Raw genomic sequence first — 26,816 nt, 5'->3', positions numbered from 1 at the left:
AGAAGTGCGTGCGCCGGTAGCAACAGTGTAAAGCGCAGGGGTATACGCGTGCGGCGCCGACGGAAGTAGTGCGTGCGCAGGGGTATACGCGTGCGGCGCTGGTAGCAGCAGTGTTAAGCATAGGGGTATACATGTGCGGCGCTGGTAGCAGCAGTGTTAAGCATAGGGGTATACGCGTGCGGCGCCGGTAGCAGCAGTGTTAAGCATAGGGGTATACGCGTGCGGCGCCGACGGAAGTAGTGCGCGCAACGGTAGCAGCACAGACCTGTAGCACCTCCATACAGTGCGCCAGCGCCCCGCAAACACGCGAGCGGGGTGCGCAGCATAGAGCAGCCCATGCAAACACATAGTGAATCCAGAAGAACGCTACGCACGATGAACTAAACAACTGCCTATGCGCCGCCCGCGATTAAGCACACTATTGGTAATCATCAATGTTGGCGTGCTGCTGCTGGCCGTCGCTGGCGTGGCGGTGGCCGCCGTTAGCCTCTTGCAGCGCTTTGCCGACGAGCAGGCGCTGGCGCGCGTGGGGCAGGCCAGCGCCACGGCCCGCCAGGAGCTGACGCGCGCGGGTGAGGATGCCTTGATCAGCGCGCGGCTGCTGGGCGAGCGCCCGACGCTGCTGCGCCTGCTGCAAGCGAATCAGATCAACGAGCTTTCAGATTTCCTCGCGCAGTTTCAGCAGACCAGCCAGCTCGACGGCTGCGCGGTGCTGCGCGGCGGGCAGGTGGTCGCTGCCAGCGGGGCAGAATTGCCCTGGCTGGCGCTGGCCGCACAGCCGCCCGGCGATGGTCGCCTGCTCTACCGCGCCGCGCCCGCCGACGCCCTGCTGCAAGGCGCGCGCGCCGATGTGCCGGGCGCCGATGCGCAGGTGCTGGTGGCGCGCGTGCTCGATGCGCGCTTTACCGACGCGCTGAGCGCCGACCTGGGCATCGGCATTGCGATTGAGCCGGCCAGCGCGGGCAGCACCAGCGAACGCCGCGACGACCTCGGGCTGTATCAGGCGCGCGCGCCGATCACTGGCCCCGCAAATACAACCGTGGGCGCGATTGTCGCCAGCCTGCCCACCACCAGTCTGGCCCAGTCGCTCCAGCAGCTTATTCGCACGCTGCTGCTGCTTGCGCTGGGCGTGGCGCTGCTGGCGGGCCTGACCAGCGCGCTGCTTGGGCGGCGGCTGGCGCGCCCACTGCAGGCGCTGGCTGGCGCGGCCGAGCGCATTGGCCGTGGCGACCTCGCCACGCCGATTGGGGTAGCGCCCGGCGGTGAAATTGGTGCGCTGGCTGGCACCCTGGAAGAAATGCGCTGGCGGCTGCTGCGTCTCACCGCCGATTTGCGCCGCCAGCAGGCCGAGTCGCAGGCGATCATCACCGGGATTGTCGAGGGCGTGTTCAGCGTGGATCGCGAGCGGCGTATTCGTTACGTCAACCCGCAGGCGGCCGCGCTGCTTGGGCAAGCGCCCGAAGCGATGATTGGGCGTTTCTGCGGCGACGTGCTGAACCCGCAGCCGGTTGGTGGGGCGCGGCCCTGCGCCGAGCACTGCCCGATCATCCACGCGCGCTTCCGCGACGGCGCGCACGCCACCGAGCAGCTCACCCTGCCCGATGGCCGCCGCCGCACGGTCGTGATCACCAGCGCGCCCTTCGCCGACGACCAGCAGGTGCAGGTGCTGCGCGACGAAACCGAGCGCGAGACGGTGCGCCGCCTGCGCGACAACGTGCTGGCGAATATTTCGCACGAATTTCGCACGCCGCTCTCGGCGCAGCTCGCCTCGATTGAGCTGCTGCTCGACCAGCTGCCGACGCTCAGCACCGACCAGATCGGGCAGCTTATTCTGGCATTGCAGCGCGGCACCCTGCGCCTGACGCAGCTGATCGACAACCTGCTGGAAAGCGCACGCATCGAAGCGGGGCGCTTTGCGATTCGGCAGCGCCCGCTCGCGCTGGACGAGGTGGTCGAAGAAGCGCTGGAGCTGACTCGCCCGCTGCTCACGCAGCGCGAGCAAAACGTTGCGCTCGATCTTCCCTTCCCGCTGCCGCAGATCAATGGCGACGCGCCGCTGCTCACGCAGGTGTTTGTGAACCTGCTCGCCAACGCCAACAAGTTCGCGCCAGCTGGCTCGACCATCACTATTGGCGGCGAAGTCGACCTAAAATCTGTTACGCTCTGGGTGGAGGACCAGGGGCCGGGGCTACCGCAGGGCAATGGCGGCGCGCTGTTCGGGCAGTTTGTGCGCTCGGCCGGCGACGAGCCTGAGCAAAGCGGTGTGGGTCTGGGGCTGTGGATCGTGCAGACGATTGTGGAGCGGCATGGCGGCACGGTCGCGGCGCAGAACAGCGCGCCCGGCACGCGCATCCGCGTCACGCTGCCGCGCCCGGCGGGCTGGTGAGTGGCGGTTGCAGGAAGTGCTGAGTTGTGAGTGTTGAATGTTGAGTTAGCAGGTTGCAGGTTTGCAGGTTGAATGCTGGGAAAGGTTGTTCCTTGCCCGCTGATGCAACCTGCAACTTTTCAACCTTCAACCCGCCAACCGCTTCGCGCCTTTTGCGCTCTTTGCGGTTCATTTCTCTGATCGCCGGTCGCCTGCCCTGAGCTTGTCGAAGGGTCGGTCGTCGGTATAAAAGGTTTGTATGAAAATACTTGTCGTAGACGATGATCTTGAGCTGCTGGGGCTGATTGGCTTTGCGCTGCGCCAGGCCGGCTACCTCGTCATCGAGGCGTCCGACGGGCCGGGCGCGCTCGATACGTTTGCGCGCGAGCAGCCCGACATGGCGATCCTCGACGTGAACCTGCCCGGCCTGAGCGGCTTCGAGGTGTGCCAGCGTATCCGCGCCGAAAGCGCCGCGCCGATCATGATGCTCACGGTGCGCAACAGCGAAGAAGACCAGGTGCACGGCCTCGACAACGGCGCCGACGACTACCTGACCAAGCCATTCAGCCCGCGCACGCTGCTGGCGCGGGTGCGCGCCCTGCTGCGCCGCGCCGAGATCGACCGGCCCTCGCCGCTCCATGCTGGCGCGCTGGCGCTGGATGTCGAGCGCCAGTCGGTCAGCGTGCGCGGCGCAGCACCGATTCGCCTGACCAGCCTGGAGTTCCGCCTTTTACAGTATCTGCTCGCCAACGCCGGGCACACCATCAGCACCGAGCGGCTGACCAGCCACGTCTGGGGCTATCGCGGCGTCGGCGACAAGCAATTGCTCAAGCAGCTCGTGCACCGCCTGCGCCAGAAGATCGAGCAGAACCCCGCCGAGCCGGAGTACGTCGTCACTGTGCCAGGGATTGGCTACCTGCTGCAGGCGCAGGCGTAGGGGCGGGAAGTGCGGCACGGAGGATAGAAGGTTGCATGTTGGCAGGTTGCATGTTGCAGGTTCAGCGGTTCCACTGCCCACTGCCCACTGCCCACTGCCCGCTGCCCGCTGCCCGCTGCCTTCTGCCCACTGCCTTCTGCCCACTGCCCACTGCCCGCTGCCCACTGCCCACTGCCCGCTGCCCACTGCCCACTGCCCACTGCCTTCTGCCCACTGCCCACTGCCTTCTGAAATTCCCCACCACTCGCCCCACAAAGCCTGTAACCTGCACACGCGCTCTGCGTATATGGTAGCGACGAAGAAGATGCTGCTGGCCTGTAGTAGCACCAGCAACATCGTGATGAATTGGAGGATGGAATGTTTCGTTCGCTATCGAATAGCTGGGAGCTGGCCAAGGCTAGTGCAGCGGTGCTGCGCTCGGACAAAGAGCTGCTCGTGTTCCCAATCGTCTCGGCAGTTGGCAGCGTGCTCGTGCTGGCTACCTTCGCTGCACCAATGTTTCTGGCGAGCGTCTTCGATCAGCTGATTGCCGACGGGCAGGTGCGCCCATTGGGCGTGCTCGTGGCGTTTCTGTTCTACCTGGTGCAGTACACCGTGATCTTTTTCGCGAACACCGCGCTGGTTGGCGCAGCAATGATCCGGCTGCAAGGCGGCGACCCGACAATTGCGGATGGCTTTCGCATTGCATCGAAGCGCCTGGGCGCGATTTTGGGCTATGCGCTCATTTCAGCCACCGTTGGCGTGATACTGCGCACAATCTCTGAGCGGCTGGGCTTTGTAGGCCGCATTGTCATCGGGCTGATCGGTTTCGCCTGGAACCTGGCGACGTACCTGGTCGTGCCGGTGCTGGCGGCTGAAGACATCGGCCCGGTCGACGCGATCAAGCGCAGCAGCAGCCTGTTGAAGCGCACCTGGGGCGAGCAAGTGGTTGGCAACGCCAGCATTGGCGCAGTATTCGGCCTGTTCATGGTTGGTGCAATCGGGGTCGGCGCACTGCTGATCGGGTTGGGCGTTGCTATCGATTCAAGCGCGTTGATTATTCTGGCGGTGGCGGCAACAATTGTAGGAGTGCTGACGATTGGCCTGATCAGCGCGACGCTGAGCGGAATTTACAGCGCGGCTGTGTATCGCTACGCGGCGCAGGGCGAGATCAGCGATGGCTTTAACGCCGACATGATCCAGAGCGCATTTCGCACCAAAGTCGCGCGATAGCTAGCGCGCCCACGGCGGCGGCGGGGCGAACAACGCCAGCGGCGCGCCGGTATGCGGGTGCGGCAGCTCCAGCCGCTCGGCATGAAGCAGGTGGAATGGGATGGGCGCGCCGTTCCATTCCGCTGGCCCGCCGTAGCGCGCATCGCCGACGAGCGGCAGGCCCAGGTGCGCCAGGTGCAGGCGAATCTGGTGGGTGCGGCCCGTGAGCGGAAAGGCGCGCACCAGCGCCCCGCCCTCGACACGGCGCTCGACGCGAAAGCGCGTGTGCATGCGCTTTACCCGCGAGCCGTTTGGCAACAGCTGGCCAATTTCCTCGGCCGGGTAGGCGCGAAACACGCCGCGCGCGCTGCGCCCATGGCCAGTCAGCACCTCGAACTCGTCGGCGGGCGGCACACCCGCGCAGAGCGCCAGGTATTCCTTGTGCGCCAGCCCATTCGCAAAGGCGCGCTGCAGTGCCGGATTGATCGCCGGGTTCTTCGACACCAGCAGCACGCCCGAGGTATCGCGATCGAGCCGATGTGCGAGGTGAATGCGCGGCGCAGTGCCATCGCGCCCGGCCAGCAGGCGCACCAGCGCCGCCTGGATGTTCGCCTCCGTGTCCCACGGCGTCATCGTCACATACAGGCCGGCTGGCTTCGCCAGCGCCAGCAAGTCATCTTCTTCATAGAAAATCAGCTCGGGCGCAAGCACCACATCGGGGTACAAGCCGCCGAGCGGGCGATGAATCGCCAGCGCCGCGCCGGCCGACGCTTGCGTGTCGGCGTCGTGCACGCGCGCCCCATCCACCCACAGCCCGCCGCGCACGATTAGCTGCTGCGCGGTCGTCGCGCTGCCCAGCGCCTCCGTCACCAGCTCGCTCAGCGCGCGGCCGGCCTGCTCCGCAGACACCGTGAAATGAATAATTGGTGTTTCGTCGGCCATACATGAAAAAGACAAGGAGACCGAGCGCACGCCGATCTCCCTGCCTCGCTTCTCCCTGTCTCGCTAGCTGCGCTCGACGTACTGGCGGCGGTAATAGTCGAGGTACTCGCCGCTCTTGATCGGCCGCCACCACTCCTCATTATCGACAAACCAGCGCACCGTGGCTTCCAGCGCCTGCGCGAAGGTGTGGCTGCTGCGCCAGCCCAGCGCCTGAAGCTTGCTGGTGTCGAGCGCATAGCGCCGGTCGTGGCCAGCGCGGTCGGGCACAAAGGTAATCAGGCTGTGCGGTTTGCCCAGCAGGTCGAGCAGTCCACGCGCCATGTCGATGTTGTGCGTCTCGACGCCCGTGCCGACGTTGTAGAACTCGCCCAGCGCGCCCCGGTGCAGCACGGTGTCGATGCCCTCGCAATGGTCGAGCACATACTGGTAATCGCGCATCTGCATGCCGTCGCCATACAGCGGCAGCGCGATGTTGTCGATTGCGTTGGTGATGAACAGCGGCAGCGCCTTTTCGGGGTAGTGGTAGGGGCCGATATTATTCGAACCGCGCGTGGTCGTCACTGGCAGGCCATACGTCACATAGTAGGCGTACACCAGGTGCTCTGCGCCGGCCTTGCTGGCCGAGTAGGGGCTGCGCGGCTCCAGCGGGTCGCCTTCCTTCGAGCGCTGCGGGGCGGGAATCGCGCCATACACTTCGTCGGTGCTGATCTGGTGGAAGCGCTCCAGCTTCAGCTCACGCGCCGCTTCCAGCAGCGCCCAGGTGCCGTTCACGTTCGTGCGCACCACCGCGTCGGGCGTCATAATCGAGCGGTCGACATGCGTTTCGGCGGCGAAGTTCACGATGGTGTCGATATCGTGCTGCTGAATGGCGGCGCGCACCGCATCGAGATCACAAATATCGCCCTGGGTAAACGCAAAGCGCGGGTTGGTGTTCACACGGTCGAGGTTCTCAAGCCGCCCGGCATAGGTCAGCTTGTCGAACACGACGATGCGGTAGTCGGCATATTTTTCGAGCATGTAGTGCACGAAGTTGCTGCCAATAAAGCCCGCGCCGCCAGTTACAAGAAGATTTCGCATTCACTTCACTCCATTGATTGGGTTCCATACGCCTGGCCAGAGTGTAGCATAGGCGGTGGGGCTGTCAAACCCGCGCGGCTGATACCGGGCACACAGCTCCCTGCAACACGCTCTCATCAACCGCGCAGCCGCGCGCAATTGACGCATGTGCGCGCCTCAGGTAGAATGCGACACGCTACAAGGTCGCGCCCAGCGCAGAACACACCCCGCCCGCGCGCAAAGGATGAGTGAGAAGCAATGGCCCATTCGCTGGAACTGAAAGAAAGCCGTGCGCGCGGTGCTGCCGTGATTGTCGAGCTGCTGCGGGCCATGCGCCCGAAAGAGTGGATCAAAAATGTGTTTGTGTTTGCGGCAATTGCCTTTGCCAAAGACGCAAACACCAGCAGGCCGCTCTGGCAGGAAATCGACAAGCTGCTGATCGTCGGCGCGGCCTTTGTGCTGTTCTGCATGGCCGCCAGCGCAATCTACCTGATCAACGACCTTGTCGACATCGAAAAAGATCGCGCGCACCCAACCAAGAAAAACCGCCCCTTGGCCTCGGGGCGGCTGAGCCCAGCGCTGGCGCAGGTCGCCGCCGTGCTGCTGCTCGTTGTCGCGCTGCCCGGTGCCTTTCTGCTCGATTACTCGCCGGGCAATGGCCTGCTGGGCAATATCGATTTCGGGCTGGCGCTGGTGAGCTATGTCGTCATTCAGGGCGTGCTGTATTCCTACTACCTGAAGAACATCGTTATTCTCGATATCTTCACCATCGCAGCGGGCTTTGTGCTGCGCGCTGTCGCCGGCGCGCTCGTGCTCGACATCCAGATCACCTACTGGCTGCTGATGTGCATGGGGCTGCTGGCACTGTTCCTGGGCCTGGCCAAGCGCCGCGCCGAGCTGATTCTGCTCGAGCAGGGCGCGGGCGAGCACCGCCGCATTCTGGCCGAATATTCGCTCCCCATGCTCGACCAGATGATCTCAATCATCACGGCGGCGACGATTATTGCCTACACGCTCTTCACCACCACCGCCGAAACCCTGCCGCGCAAGCCCTTCCCGATCATGCTGATCACCGTGCCGATTGTGATCTACCTGATCTTCCGCTACCTCTACCTCATGTATAAGCACGGCGAAGGCGGCAGCCCGGCTGACCTGATCATCAAAGATCTGCCGTTTCTTGTCGCTGGCGCAACCTGGGGTTTGCTGGTGCTGGGCATTCTGGCGCTGGCGCACTAGGCGCGTTTCGCTATGCTTGCATTCGTGAAATTCGGCGGCTCGGTGATTACCGACAAAACCGGGCAGGAAGCGCCCGATCTGCCGCTGATCCGCCGCCTCGCGGCCGGGGTGCGCGCCGCGCTCGACGCTGCGCCAGCCGGCTACCGCCTGATCATCGGGCATGGCAGCGGCTCGTTCGGGCATACTTACGCGCGGCGCTATGGCATTCACACCGGGCTGGCACCCGATGCCGAATGGATGGGCTTTGCGCAAACTGCCGCTGCCGCGCTGCGCCTGAACCGAATTGTGGTGGATGAACTGCTGGCAGCTGGCATTCCAGCAATCGCCTTCCAGCCCTCGGCCACGCTGCGCAGCCAGGGCGGCCAGCTCGAAACGTGGGACACAGCAACCATTGCGCAGGCGCTTGAGCGCCGGCTGGTGCCGATTGTGCATGGCGATGTTGCGTTCGACTCGGCGCAGGGCTCGGCAATTATTTCCACCGAACAGCTGCTCGAGGCGCTGGGGCGCGACCCGACGCTGCGGCCTGCGCGGGTGGTGCTGGTGGGCGAGGCGGGCGTGTACACCGCCGACCCGCGCAGCAACCCGGCGGCAGAGCGCATCCCGCGCATAAATGCACAGAACATTAAAGCCGTGCTGCGCGGCGCGGGCGGCTCGCACGGCGCGGATGTCACCGGCGGCATGCGCAGCAAAGTCGAGCTGATGTGGCGGCTGGTGCAAACCCTCCCCGGCGTGCAGGTGCAGCTGATTGGCCCCGAGCCAGGGCTGCTGGCAGCCGCGCTGCTGGGCCACGCCCCCGACGCCGGCACAATCATCGCAGAGTAGCGCGATCGTTCCATCCCCTGCCCTGTATTTCCTATCCCCAGTTGTCTAGTTGATTATCAACAAAGCGATGCGGAACTCAGGGAAAATTTCTGTATTGTAATCACCAATCCCTATCCCCCATTCCCTAACCCCCGCGTCCAAAGCGCGCTAGCTATCCGCCAGCGTCGTAATCGCGCCAACCCGCTCGAACATCAGAAACGCCAGCGGCAGCCCGATGATGCTGGCGGAAAACAGCCAGGCCAGTTGCAGCCACAGCAAGCTCAGCCACCAGCCGATCAGCACAAAGTACACGGCCCGCACCGCAATATGCGCGCTGCTGCCGAGTGTTGCCGTCGCGAGGCCGCGCCGCTGCTGGCGCAGGGTCATCACCTGCGGCAGGCGGTTCAGCATCCACAGGCCCAGCGGCATGCCAATCAGCGTGATGTTCAGCAGCCAGGCCGCCATTAGCCAGAACTGGCCAGCCCACAGCCCCACAAACAGGAACCACAGCGCCCGCACCAGCAACGGCAGCGAGTCGGGCGTGGGCGGCGCGGCGACATAGATATGCTGCACGAGGGTGGTTGGGCCGCCCGCTCCAGCGGCCGCCAATGCCGGCGCATAGCCCACTGGCACGCGCCCAGCCAGCCCCACCCCACACGTCACGCAGAAGCGCGATCCCGGCGGGTTGCCCGCACCACAGCCGGGGCAGGCTGGCCCGCGTTGGGCGAGCAGCGGTGGGGCAGCTGCAACATCGCTCAAAGCTGCGCCGCAGCCCGTACAAAACAGCGCGCCGCCCGGGTTGGGCTCGTCGCAGCGTCGGCACAACACCTCGTCAACCTGCATGGGAGGCATACACAATCCTTTCCGGGCCTGTGGTGAATACTGGCGATACGACGCCGAAGCGTACCAGACTGTTGCGCACAAGCGACCGTACAAAACCGTAAGAAAAGTGTTACGCTTTCGAAATCGACAGCGCGGTACAATACGTGTATGTGTTTAAGTGGGCAGAACGCGCTTCTGATGCGCTCTGTGCTGCCAGTGCCTTTGACATTCGACCAAAACATTCTACCGCGAGGCATACAATGATGACCGACGCACCCACGACCGGCGTGCCGGCCGACCTGCCTGTTCAGGCCATGCTCCAATCGGCTTTCGATGCATTTACCGACCCCGTCTTCGTCAAAGATCGCGCGCACCGCTGGGTTGCGTGTAACAGCGCGTTTGCGGCAATGCTTGGGCACCCGCCCGCCGCTCTGATTGGCCGCAGCGACCCTGATTTCTTCGATGCTGCGCTTGTCGCTGGCTACTGGAAGGCCGACGACGAACTTTTCGCCAGCGGGCAGCCGCAATCAACCGAAGAAGTTGTGCAGCACAGCGACGGCAGCACACACGTCAGCTGGACGCGCAAATTCCCGATCCGCGGCCAGGACGGCGAAGCGGTTGCGCTGCTGGCAATCATCACCGACATCACCGACCTCAGGCGCCGGCAGGAAGAAGTTGCGCGCCTGCAAATTGAAGTTGATGAGAAGATGGAAATCGTCGAGATGCAGCGCAAGCTGCTCGACGAAGTGGCCGTCCCAGTCATTCAGGTCTGGAATGGCATTCTGCTCCTGCCACTGATGGGCGTGATCGAAAGCCGGCGCGCGCTTCAGATCATGGAAAGCCTGCTCGACTCGATCAGCCGCACCAGCGCGCAGGTGATCATTATCGACATCACCGGCGTTCCCGTCGTCGATACCGGCGTGGCGAGCTACCTTATTCGAGCCATGCAGGCCGCGCAGCTGCTGGGCTGCAACAGCATTCTGGTGGGCATCAGCCCAGAAATCGCGCAGACGCTGGTTGGGCTGGGCATTGATTTCAGCCGCATTCAAACACGCGCAACCTTGCAAAATGGCCTGGAAGATGCGCTGCGACAGCTTAGCTACACCGTGCGGCGGCAATAGCTGAAACCGGCGCGCACCTTTTGCGTAGATCGCTGCGGTACCCGAACAGTACCGTTTGAGCGATCAATGCACCACCGAGGAGAAACGTCATGGCCTTGCTCGATCTTGTCGAATACCTCGACCCCACTGGCAATGTGCTGGCCGCCCGCGTGCCACCCAACGGCTCGGGCGAGCTGCGCCTGGGCTCGCAGTGCGTGGTGCGCGAAGGCCAGCTGGCCTTTTTCGCGCGCGATGGCCGCTTTCTCGACATGCTCATCCCCGGCCGGCACACGCTCACCACCAATAACATCCCGCTGCTGGTCGATCTGATCAAAATTCCCTTCGGCAACAAAAGCCCATTTCGCGCTGATGTGTATTATGTCAGCCTGCTCCAGCATACCGACATGCGCTGGGGCACGCCGCAGCCCATTCCCATGCGCGATTCGCAGTTTGGCCTGGTGCGTATTCGCGCCTTTGGCACCTATATCATTCAGGTGGCCGAGCCACGCCGCCTGCTGACCTCGGTGGTTGGCACGCGCGGGCGCTTCACCGTGCAGGATGTCGAAGAGCAGCTGCGCAGCTCGATTATCGCGCGCGTGGCCGATGTGATTGCCGAGTGGATGCGCGAGCGCAAGCTCTCGGTGGTCGATCTCGCGACCGAGTACGACGAGCTGTCCGAGGCGGCTCACAGCGCGCTCAAGGCCGATTTCGCCGGGCTGGGCCTTGAGCTGGTGCGCTTCTATATCAACACCATCACTATGCCCGAGGAGCTTGAGAACCGTGTTGATCAGGCTGGCGGCGTGGCGGCTATGGGTGGAATCGAGGGCTATACACGCTATAAAGCCGCCGAGGCGCTGGAAGATGCCGCCCGCGCCGGAGGCAACAACCTGGCCGGCGCAGGTGTGGGCCTGGGCGTTGGTATGAACCTCGGCGCAGTGATGGGCAATGCGCTCACGCCGTCGCTGCAGCCCGCGCCGGCCCCAAGCGCGCCAGCCGCGCCGCAAACCAAACACTGCCCCCAGTGCGGCACGTCAGTCATCGCCAACGCCAAGTTCTGCAACGAGTGCGGCCATTCGCTGGTCGCGCCGGCATGCCCCAAGTGCAGCGCAACCACGCAGGCCGGCGCAAAGTTCTGCACCGAATGCGGCACCGCGCTGAAGTAACCGTCATCCTCCGCAGCCCCACGACCCCGTCAGCACAGAGTTGGCGGGGTCTCATTCATCTCTCATTAAATCGTCCCTCCCTGCGCCCGGTGCCATGCTATACTAGCCGCCATTCGGCCCAATAGATCAGGGGTGGCGCGTGCTCACACAGCTGGTTCGCAAACGTGTATTGCTTGGGGTTGCGCTGGCGCTCGCCGTTACTGGCGCAATGGCGCTGAAACAACCCGCCGCGCCGGCCGCGCCAGATATGCCCACGCTGCCGCCTACTGCCGCCGCTGAGATTGCCGAGGCCGCCGCCCGCGCCACCGACACGCCCGCGCCACCAAGCGCCACTGCCGAACCGGTCGCCACCAGCGTTCCGCCAACCAGCACCACCATTCCCACCGCCACCGATATTCCAGCCACGGCCACGCCCAGCATCATCCCCACGCCTTCGCCGCGCCCAGCCGGCACGCCGGCCCGCGTTGGCATCCAGGTCGGCCACTGGAAGTCGAAAGAATTGCCCGATGAGCTGGCACGCCTGCGTACCTCGTCGGGCGCGTTTGCGGGCGGCTACGCCGAGGCCGACGTGAACCTCAACGTAGCGAATCGCGTGGTTGCGCTGCTGGAAAGCCGTGGCCTGCTGGTCGATCTGATTCCTGCCACGGTGCCGCCATCGTACGATGCCGACGTCTTTGTGGCGATCCACGCCGATGGCTCGAGCAGCAGCAGCAGCCGTGGCTTCAAGCTTGCCACGCCGTGGCGCACCTCGCGCGCCTCGCAGCACCTGCTCGACAGCATGGTCGAGGAGTACGCCAGCACCACCGGCATGCCGCAGGATGGCGCGGTGACGTTCAACATGCGCGGCTACTACGCCTTCAACTATCGCCGCCACACCCACGCCATCGCGCGCACCACGCCTGCGGTCATCGTCGAGATGGGCTTTCTTACCAACGCCGCCGACCGCGCCATGATGATTGATCAGGCCGACCGCGTGGCGGTGGGCATTGCCAACGGCATTGTGCGCTACCTCAACGAGCGCGACCCCAGCGACGGCGCGGCGCTGCTGCCACCCGAGTACAAAACCCAGCGCCCGATTGCCGCCGACGGGGTGGATGTGCTGGCCGCGCCGCGCGACAACGCCAACGTGCTCGCCCACATCGGCCCCGACGACCGCCTGTTCATCTTCCAGGAGCGCGACGGCTGGTATCAGGTGGTCGTGCGCGGCGGCGCGCGGATTACGGGCTGGGTGCGGCGCGATCAGGTGGCCGAAAGCAACGATCCTTTGCCGACCCCCTTACCATCAACCGACTCCTGATGCGCTGCGCGGCCCCGCCGCCAATACCCACGCGATTTGCAACATACGCCAACTGGCGGTATGCTACCAGATCGTGTGTTCTGTTTTCACCGGGAAAGACATGACTACTCACCACTTTCATATTGTGTTTGCGCGGCGCGGCGACGACTCGCCCACCCCGCAGTTTATTCGCATGCTCGAACATGCCGCCCACCAGCGCGGCATGAGTTTTGCGCACTGCCGAAACCACGAGCAGGCCGAAACACTGCGCTGGGCATTGCAGCGCGGCACCCTTCACATCGATTGTCTGATCGACTATATGGGCCGCTCGTTTCGCGCCGACTATGAGCTAGGCTGCGCCGTGAAAGATGCCGGCGGCATGGTGCTCGACGACCCCGACCGCGTGCGCATTTATGGCGACAAAGCCGTGATTCACCAGGAGCTTGAGCGCGTGGGTCTGGCCATGCCGCGCACCCTGCTCTGGCAACCCGAGCAGCCCAGCCGCGACCTGACCGCCGCCGAGCAGGCTTACCTTGGTCGGCGGATTGTCTGCAAGCCGGCGCGCGGCTCGGGCTCGGGTGGCGTGGTGCTGGGCATGGAACCAACTGCCGCCGCCCTGGCCAACGCGCGCGACTACGACGACGAAGATACCTACCTGCTGCAAGAGTTTGTGGAGCCAATCGACCTTGAAGGGCGGACCGCCTGGTTCCGCGTGTACAACTGCTTCGGCACCGTGATGCCCTGCTTCTGGCACCCCGAAACCCACGCCACCGAGCTGGTCACGCCCGAGCAGATTGCGCGCTACGGCCTGCACGAGCTGGAACGCATTTCGCGCATGATCGCGCTGGTTTCCGGCTACACCTGGTTTTCAACCGAAATCGCGCTGACCTGGCGCAGTGGGCGTTTCGCCTTCCTGCCAATCGACTACCTGAACAACAAGTGCTTTATGCTGACGCACGCTGAGTTTGGTGCCAGCGGCATGCCCATGCAGGTGGCCGAAACCGTCACGCGCGAGATCGCCGAGCAAACGCTGCGCCGCACCCGCAGCCCGCGCCCGGCCCGGCCCGCCGCGCCAGCCCCGATATTCGTTTAAACACGCAGAGAGACGCTTGTGTGGATTGTAATGGGCCTGGGCAACCCGGGCGAAGAATATGTAAAAACGCGCCACAACCTGGGCTTCCAGTGCGTGAGCGACGTCGCGCGCCGCAACAATCTCTCGTTCAGCGAGAAGATCGCCAAGTCGCGCGTGGCGGTGGGCACCATCGGCGGGCAGCGCGTGGCGCTCGCCAAGCCATTCACCTATATGAATGTGATTGGGCAGGCGGCCGTGGGCTTATGCCAGTGGTATAAAGTGAGCGCCGCCGAGAACCTGCTGGTGATCTACGACGACCTCGACCTGCCCTTTGGCGTGCTGCGCTTGCGCGAGCGTGGCAGCGCCGGCACCCACAACGGCATGAAGTCGGTGGTAAACCTGCTAGGCTCGCAGGTGTTCCCGCGCATCCGCGTGGGCGTGGGGCAGGGGCCGCCTGGCCGCGACGCCGCGAACTACGTGCTGGGGCGCTTCACCCGCGATGAAGAGGCCGCATTGCCCGAGGTGCATGGCCGCGTCGCCGACGCAGTCGAATTGATCATCCGCGAGGGTTTCGCCCGCGCCATGAACACATACAACGGCACTGGCAAGGCCCCGCACGAGTAAGCTGCGCCACCGCGCACAGCCTAGGTTCCTCCCAACGACTGAGGCGCGGCTGCGCAGTAGCAGCGTATGCTGAAGCTGAACAGCCGCATCGTCGTAAAGGAGGCTGCAGCTATGGCTACGATCTTGACGATGGTCTTGACCGCATGCATCGCCGCACTCGTGACCCGACTGATGATGCCCGCCCCCAGGCCGCCGACGGTTATTTATGTCCAGGCAGAACCGCAGCAGGAACAAGGTGGTATCGGCTGTCTGCCGATTATGGTGGTGACGCTCGGAGCCGTTCTGTTGATCCGCGTTCTCGCCGGCTAGGCGTGCCAGCATAATCGTTCCCAACAGAAAACCGCCGCGCCAATTGGCGCGGCGGTTTTCTGTTGAGTGAGGCGAAAGCCTAGCTCAGGCCACTGTTGATCGAGCTGAACACCTGGCTGACCTTACCGCCGAGCAGCGTCAGGATACCAATAACAACAATAGCGATAAGCACCAGAATAAGCGCGTACTCGACCAGGCCCTGGCCTTCTTCTTTCGCGAAAAAGCTACGAATCACTGCAATCACCCCCTTTAATGTGAAGAATTGTTATTAACCAGCCGTATTATAGATTTTTCAGGTGCAGAACTCAATAGTCAGAAGGTCCTAGAAGTCATGGTACCTCGCTGAACATTTATTCATCTACAATTTTTGTGTGCCGATTTTGGTGCTCGGGCCAAAAAATCAGCATATCTTAATTGGAAAGTATCGCCAATTATTTCTTTTCATACAGTCTGCGATTTTTCTGCCGGGCAACAAAAAACGCCGGCAACCAGAACGGCCACCGGCGTCATTCTTCAGCGGGAAGCTAGGGCATCGGCACCACAGCCGCCACCCGCGTACCGCGCCCGACCGAGCTTTCGATCCCAAACTCGCCGCGCAGCAGCGACTCGACCTGCTGGCGCAGTGTTTCGATGCCCAGGTTGCGGCGGCCGCTTTCCTCGCTCAGCACCTCGTTGACATGGAAGCCAGTGCCGTCGTCCTCGATCGACACGTGCAAGCTGCCATTATTCTGATCGAGCAGGACGCGCGCCTGGCTGGCATTGGCGTGCCGGGCGACGTTATTGAGCGCTTCCTGAATAAAGCGGAACAGCGCGACCTCGTAGTGGCTTGGCAGGCGCGCGTCCATATTCTGCACCATGAGGTTGACTTCCATCTTGTTTTTTTCGCTGAACTGCTGGACATAGCGCCGCAGAGTCGGCACCAGACCCAGGTCGTCGAGGATCATGGGCCGCAGGTCGAAGATAAAGCGCCGCGTGTCTTGCAGCGTGGTGTTGATTGCGCCCTTCAGCGCCACCAGCTCGCCGCGCGTCTGCTCAGTGTCGCGGTCGAGCAGGCGCTGGCAGATTTCGGCGCGCAGCACCAGGTTGCTCATCGACTGGGCCGGGCCGTCGTGCATTTGCAGGGAAATGCGCAGGCGCTCGTTTTCCTGCGCCTGAATGATTGCGGCGATCAGGTCGGTGCCTTCGTCGCTGCCACCGCGCGGCCCGCCGCCCATGTCGGCGCCTACCACCGGCTCCAGCGCCGAAACAATCTCGTAGAGCTGCGACTGGCGGCCCTTCAGCAGTTGCTGGCGGAACTGAAGCTGCTCGAGCTGGCCGCGCATCATCAGCAGGCGCATCTGAACTTCCTGGGCCGAGGTGTAGAAGTTTTTGATATCGGCCTTGCTGTATTTATCGAGGTTGACTTCAAGGTCGCGCAGGCGGTTGGCGACGGTAAGCTCGCGCTGTGCCAGCTTCTCGACTTCGGCAGTCGTCTGGCGCAGCAGCGTTTCCATTTCGCCAAGCTCACGCCGCGTCTTTTCGAGATCAGCACCGACGGTCTGATGAAGCTCTTCGAGTTTTTGTTGAGTTTCGCTCGGTGCCACCACAGACCCCCTTGTATATACTTTTAGCAGATGCGTCGTGAAGATTATAGCATAGGATGACCATAAACTGCCGTATGTTTCAAACGACGCCTGATCAAATTGTTATCAACTCAGCCGATCAGCCGATTGCATGCCCGATCGGCGCGTGGTATAATCCGCGAAATGACGCCGACGGAGCATAGGCCGTCGCCCACTCCAGAGAGCCGCCGGATGGTGCGAGGCGGTAGTTGGGCACGCGCCGATCCACTCCTGAGTCGCCAGGGATGTGCGGGCAGCCGCGCCGAACCTGGCCCGGGCGCGCCCGTTACAGCGCCTGCGCGCACAGCGCGCCTGAGGCCGCACTATGCGGCGAATGAAGGTGGCACCACGGGAGTTTGAAGGCTCTCGTCCTTCGAATTGCTTGTTCTGAGCGCGAATGCGCAACAGGCAGCACGGTTCGAAGGGCGGGGGTTTTTTGATTCCCCGCAACACAGGATATTTCGCTCATGACCTTCTGGCAACGGTTTGAACAGGCGCTGCTTGGGCCGATCTATGGCTCGGCGATGCTCATGCGCTCGGTGGTGTGGCGGCTGCGGCGGCCCATGCTGATCGGGGTGCGCGCTGTGGTGGTGCGCAATGGCGAGGTGCTGCTCATTCGGCACCGGGCCGGGCGCACGCCGTGGGCGCTGCCGGGCGGCGGCGTCGAGCGCTACGAGCGCATGGCCGAGGCGGCAGCGCGGGAGGCGGCCGAGGAAAGCGGCGTGCAGATGCACAATATCCAGTTTCTGGGCTTGTACGATCGCTTTGGCAAGGGCGTGAGCAACTACATCGGGGTGTTTGCGGGCGAAACCGCTGACGAGCCGCAGCCGCCGCGCTCGCTTGAGATTGCCGAGGCGCGCTTTTTCCCGCCCGGCGCGCTGCCGCCCAGCACCGACGAGGGCAGCCGGCGGCGCATTGACGAGTATGTGCGCGGCGAGCGGCGGCTGTACCGCGAATGGTGAGCGGTTACAGGTTTGCAGGTTCTATGTTTGAATGTTGCGCACCTTGTTGTACCAAGTACGGATGATCACTTCTGAATTATCATGCTTCGCTACGCTCAGCATCTCTTGGCATTGTCAAAAGGAGATTCTTCACTCCGCTGGCGCTTCGTTCAGAATGACAAAAGGCAAGTGTTTACCCGAACTTGGTATTATTTGCGAAGGTCACAGAAGGCGCAAGGCATTCTGATTTCTGACTACTGAGACCTGACGACTGTGATAGATGGAGCGCATAATGGCGGCATACACGCCAATTCTGGCAACCCTGGGCTATGTAATGTCGCCCGACGGCACGCAGGTGCTGATGATTCATCGCAACACGCGGCCGGACGACCTGCACTATGGCAAGTACAACGGCCTGGGCGGCAAGGTCGACAGCGACGAGGATGTGGTTTCGGGGATGCGCCGCGAGATCCTTGAGGAAGCCGGGATCGAAGCCGAGGAGCTGGTGCTGCGCGGCACGATTAGCTGGCCGGGCTTTGGCAAGAACGAAGAAGACTGGTTCGCGTTTATTTTCCGCATCGACCGCTGGAGCGGCACGCCGCTGGAGCGCAACCACGAGGGCACGCTGGAGTGGGTGCCCGTCGAAAAGCTGCACAGCCTGAATATGTGGGACAGCGACCGCATGTGGCTCGATATGGTGTTCGAGCGCGAGAGCAAAGTCTTTCACGGCATTGCGCCCTACAAGAATGGCGAGCTGGTTTCGTGGAGCTTTGTGCGGATCTGATGCGTGATTAATCCACAGATTACACAGATTACGCAGATGCAGGGCATGCAGCAGGGCGAGGAAGCGTATGGATACACTCGTTTGGATCGCGATTGGCGTGCTGGTGCTGGCGGCGCTGGCGGCCACGCTGGTTGCGCTGAACCGCAGCTGGGGCAGCTTCCCGCGCGATGCACGCTACCAGCCGCGCAGCGGGCCATCGGCGCCGGGCGCGAGTAGTCTGCCGCCCGCGCAAGCAAGTATGCCCGCGCCGGTGGAAGACGTGCCAGAGGGCCTGGTGCCGATCCTCAACCCGCTGGTGCGCCGCTCGGCGGCGCAGGCGCTGGCGCGCGGCGGCACCGCCACACGCTACATTGTGCAGCAGGGCGACGAGCTGTTTTTCGATTTTCGCCAGATCGACGACCCGGCCAAGCGCCGGCAAGCCTACGAGATGATGCGCGGCCTGAATGACGGACAAAACATCGACTTCCGGGCGACAGTGCAGCTGATTGGCGAGCTGTTTGGGAAACAATAAGACTTTGGAGATTCAAGCTACTGGGGCACAGAGATCAAAACTCAGTGTTCTCTGTGCGCTGTGTGGCTTAACTGAACGACGCTTACAATAAGGAGGAACAGGATGCTTGATATCAAGTTGCTGCGCGAGCAGCCCGATGCGGTGAAGGCGCAGCTTGGGCGCGCGGGCGTTGAGCCGGGCGCAATCGACGCCGTGCTGGCGTTCGACGAGCAGCGCCGCACGTTGCTGAAGGAAGTGGAGGCGCTCAAGGCCACGCGCAACGCCGTTTCGAAAGAAATTGGCAAGATGAAAGACGCCGCCGAGCGCGACGCCAAAATTGCCGAGATGCGCGGTGTGGGCGACCGCATTGCCGAGCTCGACAAGCAGGTAGCGCAGGTGGAAGAACAGCAGCGCATGGGCCTGCTGGAGCTGCGCAACATCCCAAATGCCGATGTGCCCGACGGCCCCGACGAAGATCATAATGTCGTGATTGCGCAGGAAGGCGAGCCGCGCCAGTTCGACTTCGCGCCTAAACCGCACTGGGAGCTGGGCGAGGCGCTGGGCATGATCGACTTCGAGCGCGGCGTGAAAATTTCGGGCTCACGCTTCTATGTGATGAAGGGCATGGGCGCCAAGCTCCAGCGCGCCGTGATTCAGTGGCTGCTGGACTTGCACGGCAAACAGGGCTACACCGAGGTCTACACGCCCTTTGTGGTGAAGGAAGAAACCGTGTGGGCGTCGGGCCAGCTGCCGAAGTTCCGCGACAACCTGTACCGCGACGTGGAGGACGACCTGTGGCTGGTGCCGACCGCCGAGGTGCCGGTGACCAGCCTGCACCGCGACGAGATTCTGGATATGGGCCAGCTGCCGCTGCACTATTGCGCCTACACGCCCTGTTTCCGCCGCGAGAAAATGAGCGCCGGGCGCGATGTGCGCGGCATCAAGCGCGGCCACCAGTTCGACAAGGTCGAGATGTACAAGTTCGTCGCGCCCGACACGAGCTACGCCGAGCTGGAGAAACTGCGCGCCGACGCCGAGGAAACCTGCCGCCTGCTCGAAATTCCGTTCCGCACCAAGGCGCTCTGCACTGGCGACCTGGGCTTTGCCGCCACCAAAACCTACGATGTCGAGCTGTGGGCACCGGGCCAGAACGAGTGGCTGGAAGTCAGCTCGTGCTCGAATGTCGAGGCGTTCCAGGCGCGCCGCGCGAACGTGCGCTTCCGCCCCGAGCAGGGCGCGCGGCCTGAGTATGTGCATACGCTGAACGGCTCGGGCCTGGGCATGCCGCGCACGATCATCGCGATTATGGAAAACTACCAGCAGGCCGACGGCACAATCGCCGTGCCAAAGGTGCTGCAGCACTACATGGGTACCGACGTTATTCGATAAGAACGAGACAAGGAGACAAGGAGGCAGGCGAGAGCTGTCTCCTTGTTTCCCCATCTCCTTGCCTGGAGTCGTGGATGGGTGAGATCGACGAGCGGCTGGAGCGCGGGGTGGCGATTTTTCGGCGCGCTGGCGACGACCCGGCATTGCTGGGCGCGGCGCTGCTGGCGTTCCATGGCGCGCTGGAAGGTGGGCTTGACGCGGCGCTGGCGGATCTGCCCGAGCTGCCAGCCGACGACCGCGCCACCATCGCGCAGCGCAAGCTGACCTGGCTGCGCCGCGCCGCCCTGGCCGAGCAGCACAAACTGCTCAGCGGCGAGGCGCGCGCCCGCGCACTCGATTCCGCGCGCGCGCGGATTGGGCTGATGCGCGGCGACGCCTGCGACTGGAGCGCGGCCGACGTGCAGGAGCTTGGCCGGCTGGCGGCGAATGTCTGCGGGCGGCGCGAACTGCTGCGCCAGATCGACCAGCGGGCCGAGCGCGCGCGCACGACGGTGGCCACCGCGCCGCCGATCTGGGGGCAGGAAGCTGGGCCGCGGCGCTTCCCAACTGTGCGGATCATTGCGACGCTGGTGTTTCTGGCGGCTTTTGCCAGCGTGATGTGGGTGATCTACCAGCAGATTGACGGGCCGCGCCTGCTGCGCGCACTTGGCGCAATTCCCGCGCCCACGCCTGCCCCGGTCGAGTTCGACGCCGACCCCACACCCACGCCACCAGTGCGCCGCGCCACCATTACCGGGCTGAATGGCGGGCCGGGCTGGCTGCATGTCACCGCCTCGTTCGACAGCCCAACGCGCGCGATTCAGCTTGCCGACGGCATGCAGGTCACGCTGCGCGACCAGCAGCAGACCGATGGGAACAATGTGCGCTGGCAGCTGGTGGAAGCGGCCGGCTACGAGGGCTGGTGCCCGGCGGCGAACCTGGCGCAGGGGCCGTGATATAGGGACGAAAGACAAAGGACCAAGGACGAATGGCTCTGCGGCGCGGATGAACGACAGTGCAGCACGGATGAACGACAGTGCGGCACGGATGAATAGCTCTGCGTCGTGGATGAACGACAGTGCAGCACAGATGAATAGCTCTGCGTCGTGGATGAAGGACTGTGCGGCACTACTACCGACGACTGACGATCACCGCGCCTCATCAAGCCACGCAAAAACGACGACCGGCCACATTTCTGTGGTCGGTCGTCAGTTATCGGCACCTTTCGATACGGCCTGCGGCCTACTCAAGATGCCGTCTTCAAAACCTCCGTGCCTCTGTGTCTCTGTGGTAAATCTATCGTCCTTCGCTCGTCTGCCCCGGCACCTTTCGATACGGCCTGCGGCCTACTCACGATGCCGTCTTCAGAACCTCCGTGCCTCTGTGCCTCTGTGGTGAATTTATGGTCGGCGCTTACGGCTCGTAGCGCTTCAGGATGAGCGCGGAATTATGCCCGCCCAGGCCAATCGAGTTTGAAAGCGCGACGTTGACGCGTGCCTCGCGGGCGATGTTCGGCACATAATCAAGGTCGCATGCAGGGTCGGGCTGCTCGAGGTTGATCGTTGGCGGAATGCGCCCATCGTGCACTGCCAGCGCGCAGATCAGCGCCTCGACCGAGCCGGCCGCGCCCATCATGTGGCCGAGCATCGACTTGGTGGAGCTGACCGCAAGGCGGCGAGCGTGCGCGCCAAACACCGTCTTGATCGCCTGCGTTTCCGAGGCATCGTTGAGCGGCGTGCCAGTGCCATGCGCGTTGATATAATCGACCGCCTCGGGCGCAAGGCCCGATTTGCGCAGGGCCATCCGCATCGCGCGCGCCGCGCCTGCACCCGTCTCGTCAGCGGCGATCATGTCGCGGGCATCGGCGCTGTTGCCATAGCCCACAATTTCGGCCACAATCGGCGCGCCGCGCGCCAGCGCGTGGTCGAGGCTTTCGAGAATCAGCGCCGCCGCGCCTTCCGAAAGCACAAAACCGTCGCGCCGCGCATCGAAGGGCCGGCACGCCAGCTCGGGGTGCTCGTTGTTGTCGGCCAGCCCGCGCATGGTGCTGAACGATGCCATGATTGTGGGGTGGATGGGCGCCTCGCCGCTGCCAGTAACAATCACCTCGGCATCGCCGCGCCGGATGGTCTCGAACGCCTCGCCAACGTTATGCCCACCAGTTGAGCAAGCTGCCGTGATGGCCATGTTCGGGCCTTGCGCGCCGATCAGAATTGCAATCGCGCCACTGGCCGAGTCAGCCAGCATGTTGGCAATCATGGTTGGGGCAACGCGGCGCGGGCCACGCTCGCGCAATACGTCGTGGTTATCGAAAATCAGGTCGAGCCCGGCCGCGCCGCTGCCATAGATCACGCCAACATGCTCAGGGTCTTCCTGCTCCATATCAAGCCGCGCGGCGCGCACCGCCTCGGCCACGGCGTTGAGCGCATAGCGGGTATAGAGCGACTGGCGGCGCGCCTCGCGCGCATCCAGCTCGGGGTCGAGCGCGAAGTTCTTCACCTCGCCGGCGATGCGAATCGGCAGCGCGCTCGGGTCGAAGCGCGTGATCGTGGCGATGCCGCTGGTGCCTGCCAGCAAGGCCCGCCAGGTCGCGGGCGCATCGTTGCCAACCGGCGTCACCGCGCCCAGGCCCGTTACGACGACACGGCGCATTGTTCTCTCCTCATCCCACCACGCTAGTCAACACTGGCCAGCAAGCGCACAACATCCACATCCGTCAGCGTCACTGGGCGCGCCTCGGGCGTGATACGCTTGATCAGGCCGGACAAGACCTGCTTCGGCCCGATCTCGATAATCGTATCTACGCCCTCGGAAACCATCGCCTGCACCGAGCGCGTCCACTGCACCGGGCGCGTCAGCTGCTCGGATAGCTCAGCGCGCAGATCTTCGACGGTGGTGAGCGCCTGCGCGCTGATGTTTGCTATCAGTGGCACCTGTGGCGTGCGGAAGTTGATGCGGCTGATCAGCTCGTTGAAGTGCTGCGAGGCCTGCTGCATGAGCGGCGAGTGCGAGGCGATGCTGACGGCCAGGCGCTGCACCAAGCGCGCGCCACGGGCTTTCGCCAGATCCATGGCCCGCTGCAAAGCCGCGACCTCGCCCGAAAGCACCGTCTGGCCCGGCGAGTTGGCGTTCGCCAGCGTCACCACGCCTTCCGACTGCGCTTCTTCCACGACCTGCGCCAGCGTTTCTTCGTCCAGCCCGATCACGGCAGCCATGCCGCCGGGGCGCTGCTCGCCCGACTCTTTCATCAGACGGCCGCGCTCGCGCACCAATAGCAGGGCGTCGTCGAAATCGAGCACGCCAGCGGCAACCAGCGCGGTAAACTCGCCCATGCTGTGGCCGGCCACGAGCTTGGGCGTGCCCAGGTAGCCCAGCGCGCCAAAGCGCTCTTTCAGCGCCTCAAGGCAGGCAACACTGACCGTTAAGATGGCCGGCTGCGCGTTGTAGGTGTCGTCAAGATCCGCCTGTGGGCCTTCAAAGCACAGGGTCGAGAGTGGGAAACCAAGGATCGCGTCGGCCTGGTCGAAGATGCGACGGGCGGCGGGGGAAGCGTCGTAGAGCTGCTTGCCCATCCCCACATACTGTGATCCCTGGCCAGGGAAGACAAAGGCGATCTGGGCCTTCATCGAATTGAGGATGTCCAAACTGATTCTCCTGCAGTAAAATTTGGTAAACAGCGCCTGCGTCACCGAAGGCAATCACGCATTACAACGCTGTAAAGAGGGCTTTGGGTGAACTGACAGAGTATAGCAACTGGCGCGGCGCTTGTCAAATAGATTGTGCGAAATGGTTCAAGGAAAATTCAGCTTTTGCGAGGGTTGCGCGCCCTCGCGCTCCTCTTGCTTATCTGGCAATCTGTCTGGGCGGGCCTGCGTGTCCGCCCGTCATTTTGCAAGGGCTGCGCGCCCTCGTGCTCTGCTTATCTGGCAATCTGTCTGGGCGGACCTGCGTGTCCGCCCGTCATTTTGCGAGGGCTGCGCGCCCTCGTGCTCCGCGGTTAGGGGTCGCCGCCGACCCCTAACAACCCCGCCGTCGGGGCCCTGCCCCGAACCCCAAAAAGAGCGTGAGTTGCAAGCGAAATGCTCTGCGGTCATGCCTCCGTTGTGGATGGAAGCACGGCATCGAATGATGGGTGCTGTATACCGTTTTAGGACGAACGAGCCTTCATTCTATGCTGCCAGCGGGAAGCATAACGGAGGCATGACATTCACACTGTAAGAATGCCGACCACCTAAAATTTGGGGTCTGGGGGCGATAGTCCCTGGTGCAGGTGCAGGGGCCAGCGGCGGCCCCTGCGGCCTTGCGGCCTGAGCAAACAAGGCGGGCGGACACATAGGTCCGCCTAGACAAGCTGCAACACATTTCACAATCGGTGGTATAATGCTTGATATATCAATGATTGACGTATCAAATATTATGGAAACGCACAAGAGGAACCGGATGTCAGTTCAAACAAACACGCTGAAGCCCGAACTACAATCCTACGAACAAGGGCTTAGCGGCCTGCCCGCGCTGCTTGCCATGATCGGCATTTCGCTCACCGTGCTGCTCTCTGCCCTCGATCAGACGATTGTTGGCACGGCGCTGCCGCGTATCGTCGCGGAGCTGCACGGCTTCGACCTGTACGCCTGGGTGGCGACGTCGTACCTGCTTACCTCGACGGTGATGGTGCCGATTATGGGCAAGCTGGGCGACCTGTATGGGCGCAAGACCTTCCTGCTGGCAGCAATTGCGATTTTTGTCGCGGCATCGCTGGCCTGTGGTGCCGCCAACAGCATGATTTTCCTGATCATTGCGCGCGGCGTGCAGGGCGTTGGCGCAGGCATGCTGCAGGCCACGGCCTTTACGAGCGTGGGCGATATGTTCCCACAGCCTGAGCGCCGCGCGCGCTGGCAGGGCATTATTACCAGCACTTTCGGCCTGGCTAGCGTAGTTGGCCCAACGCTCGGCGGCATTATGACCGACACGTTGGGCTGGCGCTCAGTGTTTTATGTAAACCTTCCGGTTGGCATTCTGGCGATTGTGGTGCTGATCTTCGCGCTGCCGGCCAACCTCTCACCGCGCACGCCGCACGCCCGCGTCGACTGGGCTGGCGCGGCGCTGATCACCACGGCGGTGAGCGCCTTCCTGCTGGCAGTTGAGTGGGGCGGCGAAGTGATGCCGTGGGGCTCGCCAACGATTATTGGCTTGCTGGCGGGCAGCGCCGCGCTGCTGGTGGCGTTTGTCTGGGTCGAGCGCCACGCGCCCGAGCCGCTGATGCCGCTCGATCTCTTCCAGATGCGCACTGTGGCGATCTGCAGCGCGATTTCGCTTCTGATCGGCTTTGCGCTGTTCAGCCTGGTCTTCTACACCCCCCTGCTGGCACAGGGCGCGCTGCACCTGAGCGCCAGCGAGGCCGGCGCGCTGCTGACGCCGCTGGTAGCCAGCATGGCGGTTGGCTCGCTGCTCAGCGGCCAGCTCTTCGCGCGGATCGGGCGGGCGCAGCTGCTGATGACGATTGGCGCGCTGATGCTGTGCATTGGTACGTTTATGATCACCGGCGTGTCGCTCACGGTCAACCACTGGCAGCTCGGCATTGAGCTTGGGATGTGTGGCCTCGGCGTGGGCATGCTGCTGCCGATGCTCACGATTCTGGTGCAGTCGACGGTGCCGCGCAAGCGCCTGGGCGTGGGCACATCGACGGTGCAGTTCCTGCGCCTGATCGGCAGCACGCTTGGCACCGCAATCGTTGGCGCGCTGGTGAGCAGCCTGTTTGTTGCCAACATGGCCGCCGCGACGCCGGCCGGCACCAACCCGCAGCTCGCCGCCGCCCTGCACGACCCGCAGGCGCTGGTCAGCCCCGACGCGCAGGCGGCGCTTGGCACGATGGCGCAGCAGATCGGACCTGACGGGCCGGCGCAGCTGCAAAATCTGCTGGAGCTGAGCCGCAGCGCGCTGGCGGCCGGCATTCGCGCCGGCTTCTGGCTGTCGTTTGGCGCGGCGCTGCTGGTTCTGCTGATGGTACTGATGATGCGACAGGCAAAAGTTTCGGCGGCGGCGATTGCCGAAGCGCGGCGCGAAGGACTGGATGAAGGCGGCCTGGGCGCGCTCTAGCGCGGCTGTATCGCACAAAGGAGCGCGACGATGGTTGATGAAACGACAGTTGAAACAGCGCCGCCCGCCAGAGGTGAAACCGTGGTTCAGATGATTGCGCGCACCTACCACGCGCTGGTGCCGCAGTTCGAGCGCCACGTGGGTATGGGCAAGACGCGCTGGCAAATTCTTTCGACGCTGCAGCGCGCGGGCGAAATCAGCCAGGCGGCGCTGCAACAGCAGCTTCATGTGGATGGCGCGGCGATCACGCGGCAGGTCAAGCAGCTCGAAGAAGATGGGCTGGTGCAGCGCCGCACCGACCCGCACGACAACCGCTATACGCTGGTGGCGCTTGCGCCCGATGGGCAGGCGCTGGCGGCCAGCATGCAGGAGCAGCGCGCATCGTTCCAGGCCTTGCTCACGGCTGGCATTCCCGAAGACGAGCTGATTGTGCTGCGGCGCTGCCTGGCGCGCGTGCGCGAAAATGCGCTGGCCCTGGGCGAGGCGTAGAAACCATAACAGAGCCACAGAGGGCACAGAGAACACAGAGTACGAGATCGGTATCGGCATCGTTTTTGGCTCAATTGATATGAAGTTCGCTGTAAACATGTAAAACACAGAGCGGCGTGGTTCAAAAGAACCGCGCCGCTCGATTTTTTGCCCAAT

At 63.5% G+C, this 26,816-nt stretch carries 25 protein-coding genes; 18 read left to right on the top strand and 7 right to left on the bottom strand.

From position 1 onward, the window contains the following. Positions 1-394 precede the first annotated feature (394 nt). The 3 genes from M1P90_RS00480 to M1P90_RS00470 all read left to right on the top strand — a co-directional run bounded on the left by M1P90_RS00480 (position 395) and on the right by M1P90_RS00470 (position 4,514). Complete coding sequence (locus M1P90_RS00480) at positions 395-2,386, top strand: sensor histidine kinase (protein WP_483700649.1); 1,992 nt, start codon at positions 395-397, stop codon at positions 2,384-2,386. A 238-nt stretch (positions 2,387-2,624) separates the two neighbouring features. After that, positions 2,625-3,302, top strand: a complete 678-nt coding sequence (locus M1P90_RS00475) for a response regulator (RefSeq protein ID WP_483700648.1) — start codon at positions 2,625-2,627, stop codon at positions 3,300-3,302. Between the two features lie 357 nt (positions 3,303-3,659). Then, the gene (locus M1P90_RS00470) at positions 3,660-4,514 is read left to right on the top strand and encodes a DUF6159 family protein (protein ID WP_483700646.1); all 855 of its coding nucleotides are present in this window, start codon (positions 3,660-3,662) and stop codon (positions 4,512-4,514) included. Here the strand turns inward: M1P90_RS00470 and M1P90_RS00465 are convergent, their stop codons facing one another. Together M1P90_RS00465 and rfbB are read right to left on the bottom strand one after the other, a co-directional pair. Next, positions 4,515-5,435, bottom strand: coding sequence for an RluA family pseudouridine synthase (locus M1P90_RS00465; RefSeq protein ID WP_483700644.1), 921 nt, complete (start codon positions 5,433-5,435; stop codon positions 4,515-4,517). A gap of 63 nt (positions 5,436-5,498) precedes the next feature. Further along, on the bottom strand, positions 5,499-6,512 hold the full coding sequence (gene rfbB, locus M1P90_RS00460) for a dTDP-glucose 4,6-dehydratase (RefSeq protein WP_483700643.1): 1,014 nt from the start codon (positions 6,510-6,512) through the stop codon (positions 5,499-5,501). A 237-nt stretch (positions 6,513-6,749) separates the two neighbouring features. On the opposite strand from rfbB, the gene M1P90_RS00455 reads away from it, so the two are divergent. Together M1P90_RS00455 and M1P90_RS00450 are read left to right on the top strand one after the other, a co-directional pair. After that, on the top strand, positions 6,750-7,727 hold the full coding sequence (locus M1P90_RS00455; RefSeq protein ID WP_483700642.1) for a decaprenyl-phosphate phosphoribosyltransferase: 978 nt from the start codon (positions 6,750-6,752) through the stop codon (positions 7,725-7,727). Positions 7,728-7,739: 12 nt separating this feature from the next. After that, positions 7,740-8,549: an isopentenyl phosphate kinase gene (locus tag M1P90_RS00450; RefSeq protein WP_483700641.1), complete on the top strand. Its 810-nt coding sequence runs from the start codon at positions 7,740-7,742 to the stop codon at positions 8,547-8,549. Between the two features lie 147 nt (positions 8,550-8,696). On the opposite strand, the gene M1P90_RS00445 is transcribed toward M1P90_RS00450, so the two are convergent. Beyond that, the gene (locus M1P90_RS00445; protein WP_483700639.1) at positions 8,697-9,380 is read right to left on the bottom strand and encodes a zinc ribbon domain-containing protein; all 684 of its coding nucleotides are present in this window, start codon (positions 9,378-9,380) and stop codon (positions 8,697-8,699) included. Positions 9,381-9,613: 233 nt separating this feature from the next. Here M1P90_RS00445 and M1P90_RS00440 point away from each other — a divergent pair, with 233 nt between their 5' ends. The 6 genes from M1P90_RS00440 to M1P90_RS00415 all read left to right on the top strand — a co-directional run bounded on the left by M1P90_RS00440 (position 9,614) and on the right by M1P90_RS00415 (position 14,894). Further along, positions 9,614-10,471, top strand: a complete 858-nt coding sequence (locus M1P90_RS00440; protein WP_483700637.1) for a PAS domain-containing protein — start codon at positions 9,614-9,616, stop codon at positions 10,469-10,471. Positions 10,472-10,560: 89 nt separating this feature from the next. Next, positions 10,561-11,613, top strand: coding sequence for an SPFH domain-containing protein (locus M1P90_RS00435; protein ID WP_483700636.1), 1,053 nt, complete (start codon positions 10,561-10,563; stop codon positions 11,611-11,613). A 139-nt stretch (positions 11,614-11,752) separates the two neighbouring features. After that, on the top strand, positions 11,753-12,910 hold the full coding sequence (locus M1P90_RS00430) for an N-acetylmuramoyl-L-alanine amidase (protein ID WP_483700634.1): 1,158 nt from the start codon (positions 11,753-11,755) through the stop codon (positions 12,908-12,910). 100 nt (positions 12,911-13,010) lie between these two features. Further along, entirely contained in the window at positions 13,011-13,982 is a 972-nt protein-coding gene (locus M1P90_RS00425; RefSeq protein WP_483700633.1) for an ATP-grasp domain-containing protein, read from the top strand. Positions 13,983-14,000: 18 nt separating this feature from the next. Beyond that, the gene (pth, locus tag M1P90_RS00420) at positions 14,001-14,585 is read left to right on the top strand and encodes an aminoacyl-tRNA hydrolase (protein ID WP_483700632.1); all 585 of its coding nucleotides are present in this window, start codon (positions 14,001-14,003) and stop codon (positions 14,583-14,585) included. 66 nt (positions 14,586-14,651) lie between these two features. Next, complete coding sequence (locus M1P90_RS00415; RefSeq protein WP_483700630.1) at positions 14,652-14,894, top strand: hypothetical protein; 243 nt, start codon at positions 14,652-14,654, stop codon at positions 14,892-14,894. Positions 14,895-14,973: 79 nt separating this feature from the next. Here M1P90_RS00415 and M1P90_RS00410 read toward each other — a convergent pair whose 3' ends face one another. Together M1P90_RS00410 and M1P90_RS00405 are read right to left on the bottom strand one after the other, a co-directional pair. Further along, positions 14,974-15,129 (bottom strand): Flp family type IVb pilin, encoded by a 156-nt coding sequence (locus M1P90_RS00410; protein ID WP_483700629.1) that lies wholly within the window; start codon positions 15,127-15,129, stop codon positions 14,974-14,976. A gap of 289 nt (positions 15,130-15,418) precedes the next feature. Further along, positions 15,419-16,477: a sensor histidine kinase gene (locus M1P90_RS00405; RefSeq protein ID WP_483700627.1), complete on the bottom strand. Its 1,059-nt coding sequence runs from the start codon at positions 16,475-16,477 to the stop codon at positions 15,419-15,421. A 485-nt stretch (positions 16,478-16,962) separates the two neighbouring features. On the opposite strand from M1P90_RS00405, the gene M1P90_RS00400 reads away from it, so the two are divergent. The 5 genes from M1P90_RS00400 (at position 16,963) to M1P90_RS00380 (ending at position 21,034) form a co-directional block, all read left to right on the top strand. Then, positions 16,963-17,457, top strand: coding sequence for an NUDIX domain-containing protein (locus M1P90_RS00400; protein WP_483700626.1), 495 nt, complete (start codon positions 16,963-16,965; stop codon positions 17,455-17,457). Between the two features lie 271 nt (positions 17,458-17,728). Continuing rightward, positions 17,729-18,220: an NUDIX hydrolase gene (locus M1P90_RS00395; protein ID WP_483700624.1), complete on the top strand. Its 492-nt coding sequence runs from the start codon at positions 17,729-17,731 to the stop codon at positions 18,218-18,220. 67 nt (positions 18,221-18,287) lie between these two features. Next, positions 18,288-18,731 carry a hypothetical protein gene (locus tag M1P90_RS00390; protein WP_483700623.1) on the top strand — a complete coding sequence of 148 codons (444 nt, stop codon included), beginning with the start codon at positions 18,288-18,290 and terminating at the stop codon, positions 18,729-18,731. Between the two features lie 102 nt (positions 18,732-18,833). After that, positions 18,834-20,099: a serine--tRNA ligase gene (serS, locus tag M1P90_RS00385; RefSeq protein WP_483700621.1), complete on the top strand. Its 1,266-nt coding sequence runs from the start codon at positions 18,834-18,836 to the stop codon at positions 20,097-20,099. Positions 20,100-20,173: 74 nt separating this feature from the next. Continuing rightward, complete coding sequence (locus M1P90_RS00380; RefSeq protein ID WP_483700620.1) at positions 20,174-21,034, top strand: hypothetical protein; 861 nt, start codon at positions 20,174-20,176, stop codon at positions 21,032-21,034. 457 nt (positions 21,035-21,491) lie between these two features. On the opposite strand, the gene fabF is transcribed toward M1P90_RS00380, so the two are convergent. Next, a complete protein-coding gene (fabF, locus tag M1P90_RS00375) occupies positions 21,492-22,730 on the bottom strand; it encodes a beta-ketoacyl-ACP synthase II (protein ID WP_483700619.1) in 1,239 nt (412 codons plus the stop codon). A gap of 23 nt (positions 22,731-22,753) precedes the next feature. Then, positions 22,754-23,722, bottom strand: coding sequence for an ACP S-malonyltransferase (gene fabD / locus M1P90_RS00370; protein WP_483700618.1), 969 nt, complete (start codon positions 23,720-23,722; stop codon positions 22,754-22,756). Between the two features lie 796 nt (positions 23,723-24,518). Between fabD and M1P90_RS00365 the strand changes: the two genes are divergently transcribed. Beyond that, the gene (locus tag M1P90_RS00365; protein WP_483700617.1) at positions 24,519-26,171 is read left to right on the top strand and encodes an MDR family MFS transporter; all 1,653 of its coding nucleotides are present in this window, start codon (positions 24,519-24,521) and stop codon (positions 26,169-26,171) included. A 30-nt stretch (positions 26,172-26,201) separates the two neighbouring features. Then, positions 26,202-26,660, top strand: coding sequence for a MarR family winged helix-turn-helix transcriptional regulator (locus M1P90_RS00360; protein ID WP_483700615.1), 459 nt, complete (start codon positions 26,202-26,204; stop codon positions 26,658-26,660). Positions 26,661-26,816: the final 156 nt, after the last annotated feature.

This window comes from Kouleothrix sp. 19917, from assembly GCF_057073505.1.
This window is presented reverse-complemented; position numbering and strand designations above follow the sequence as displayed.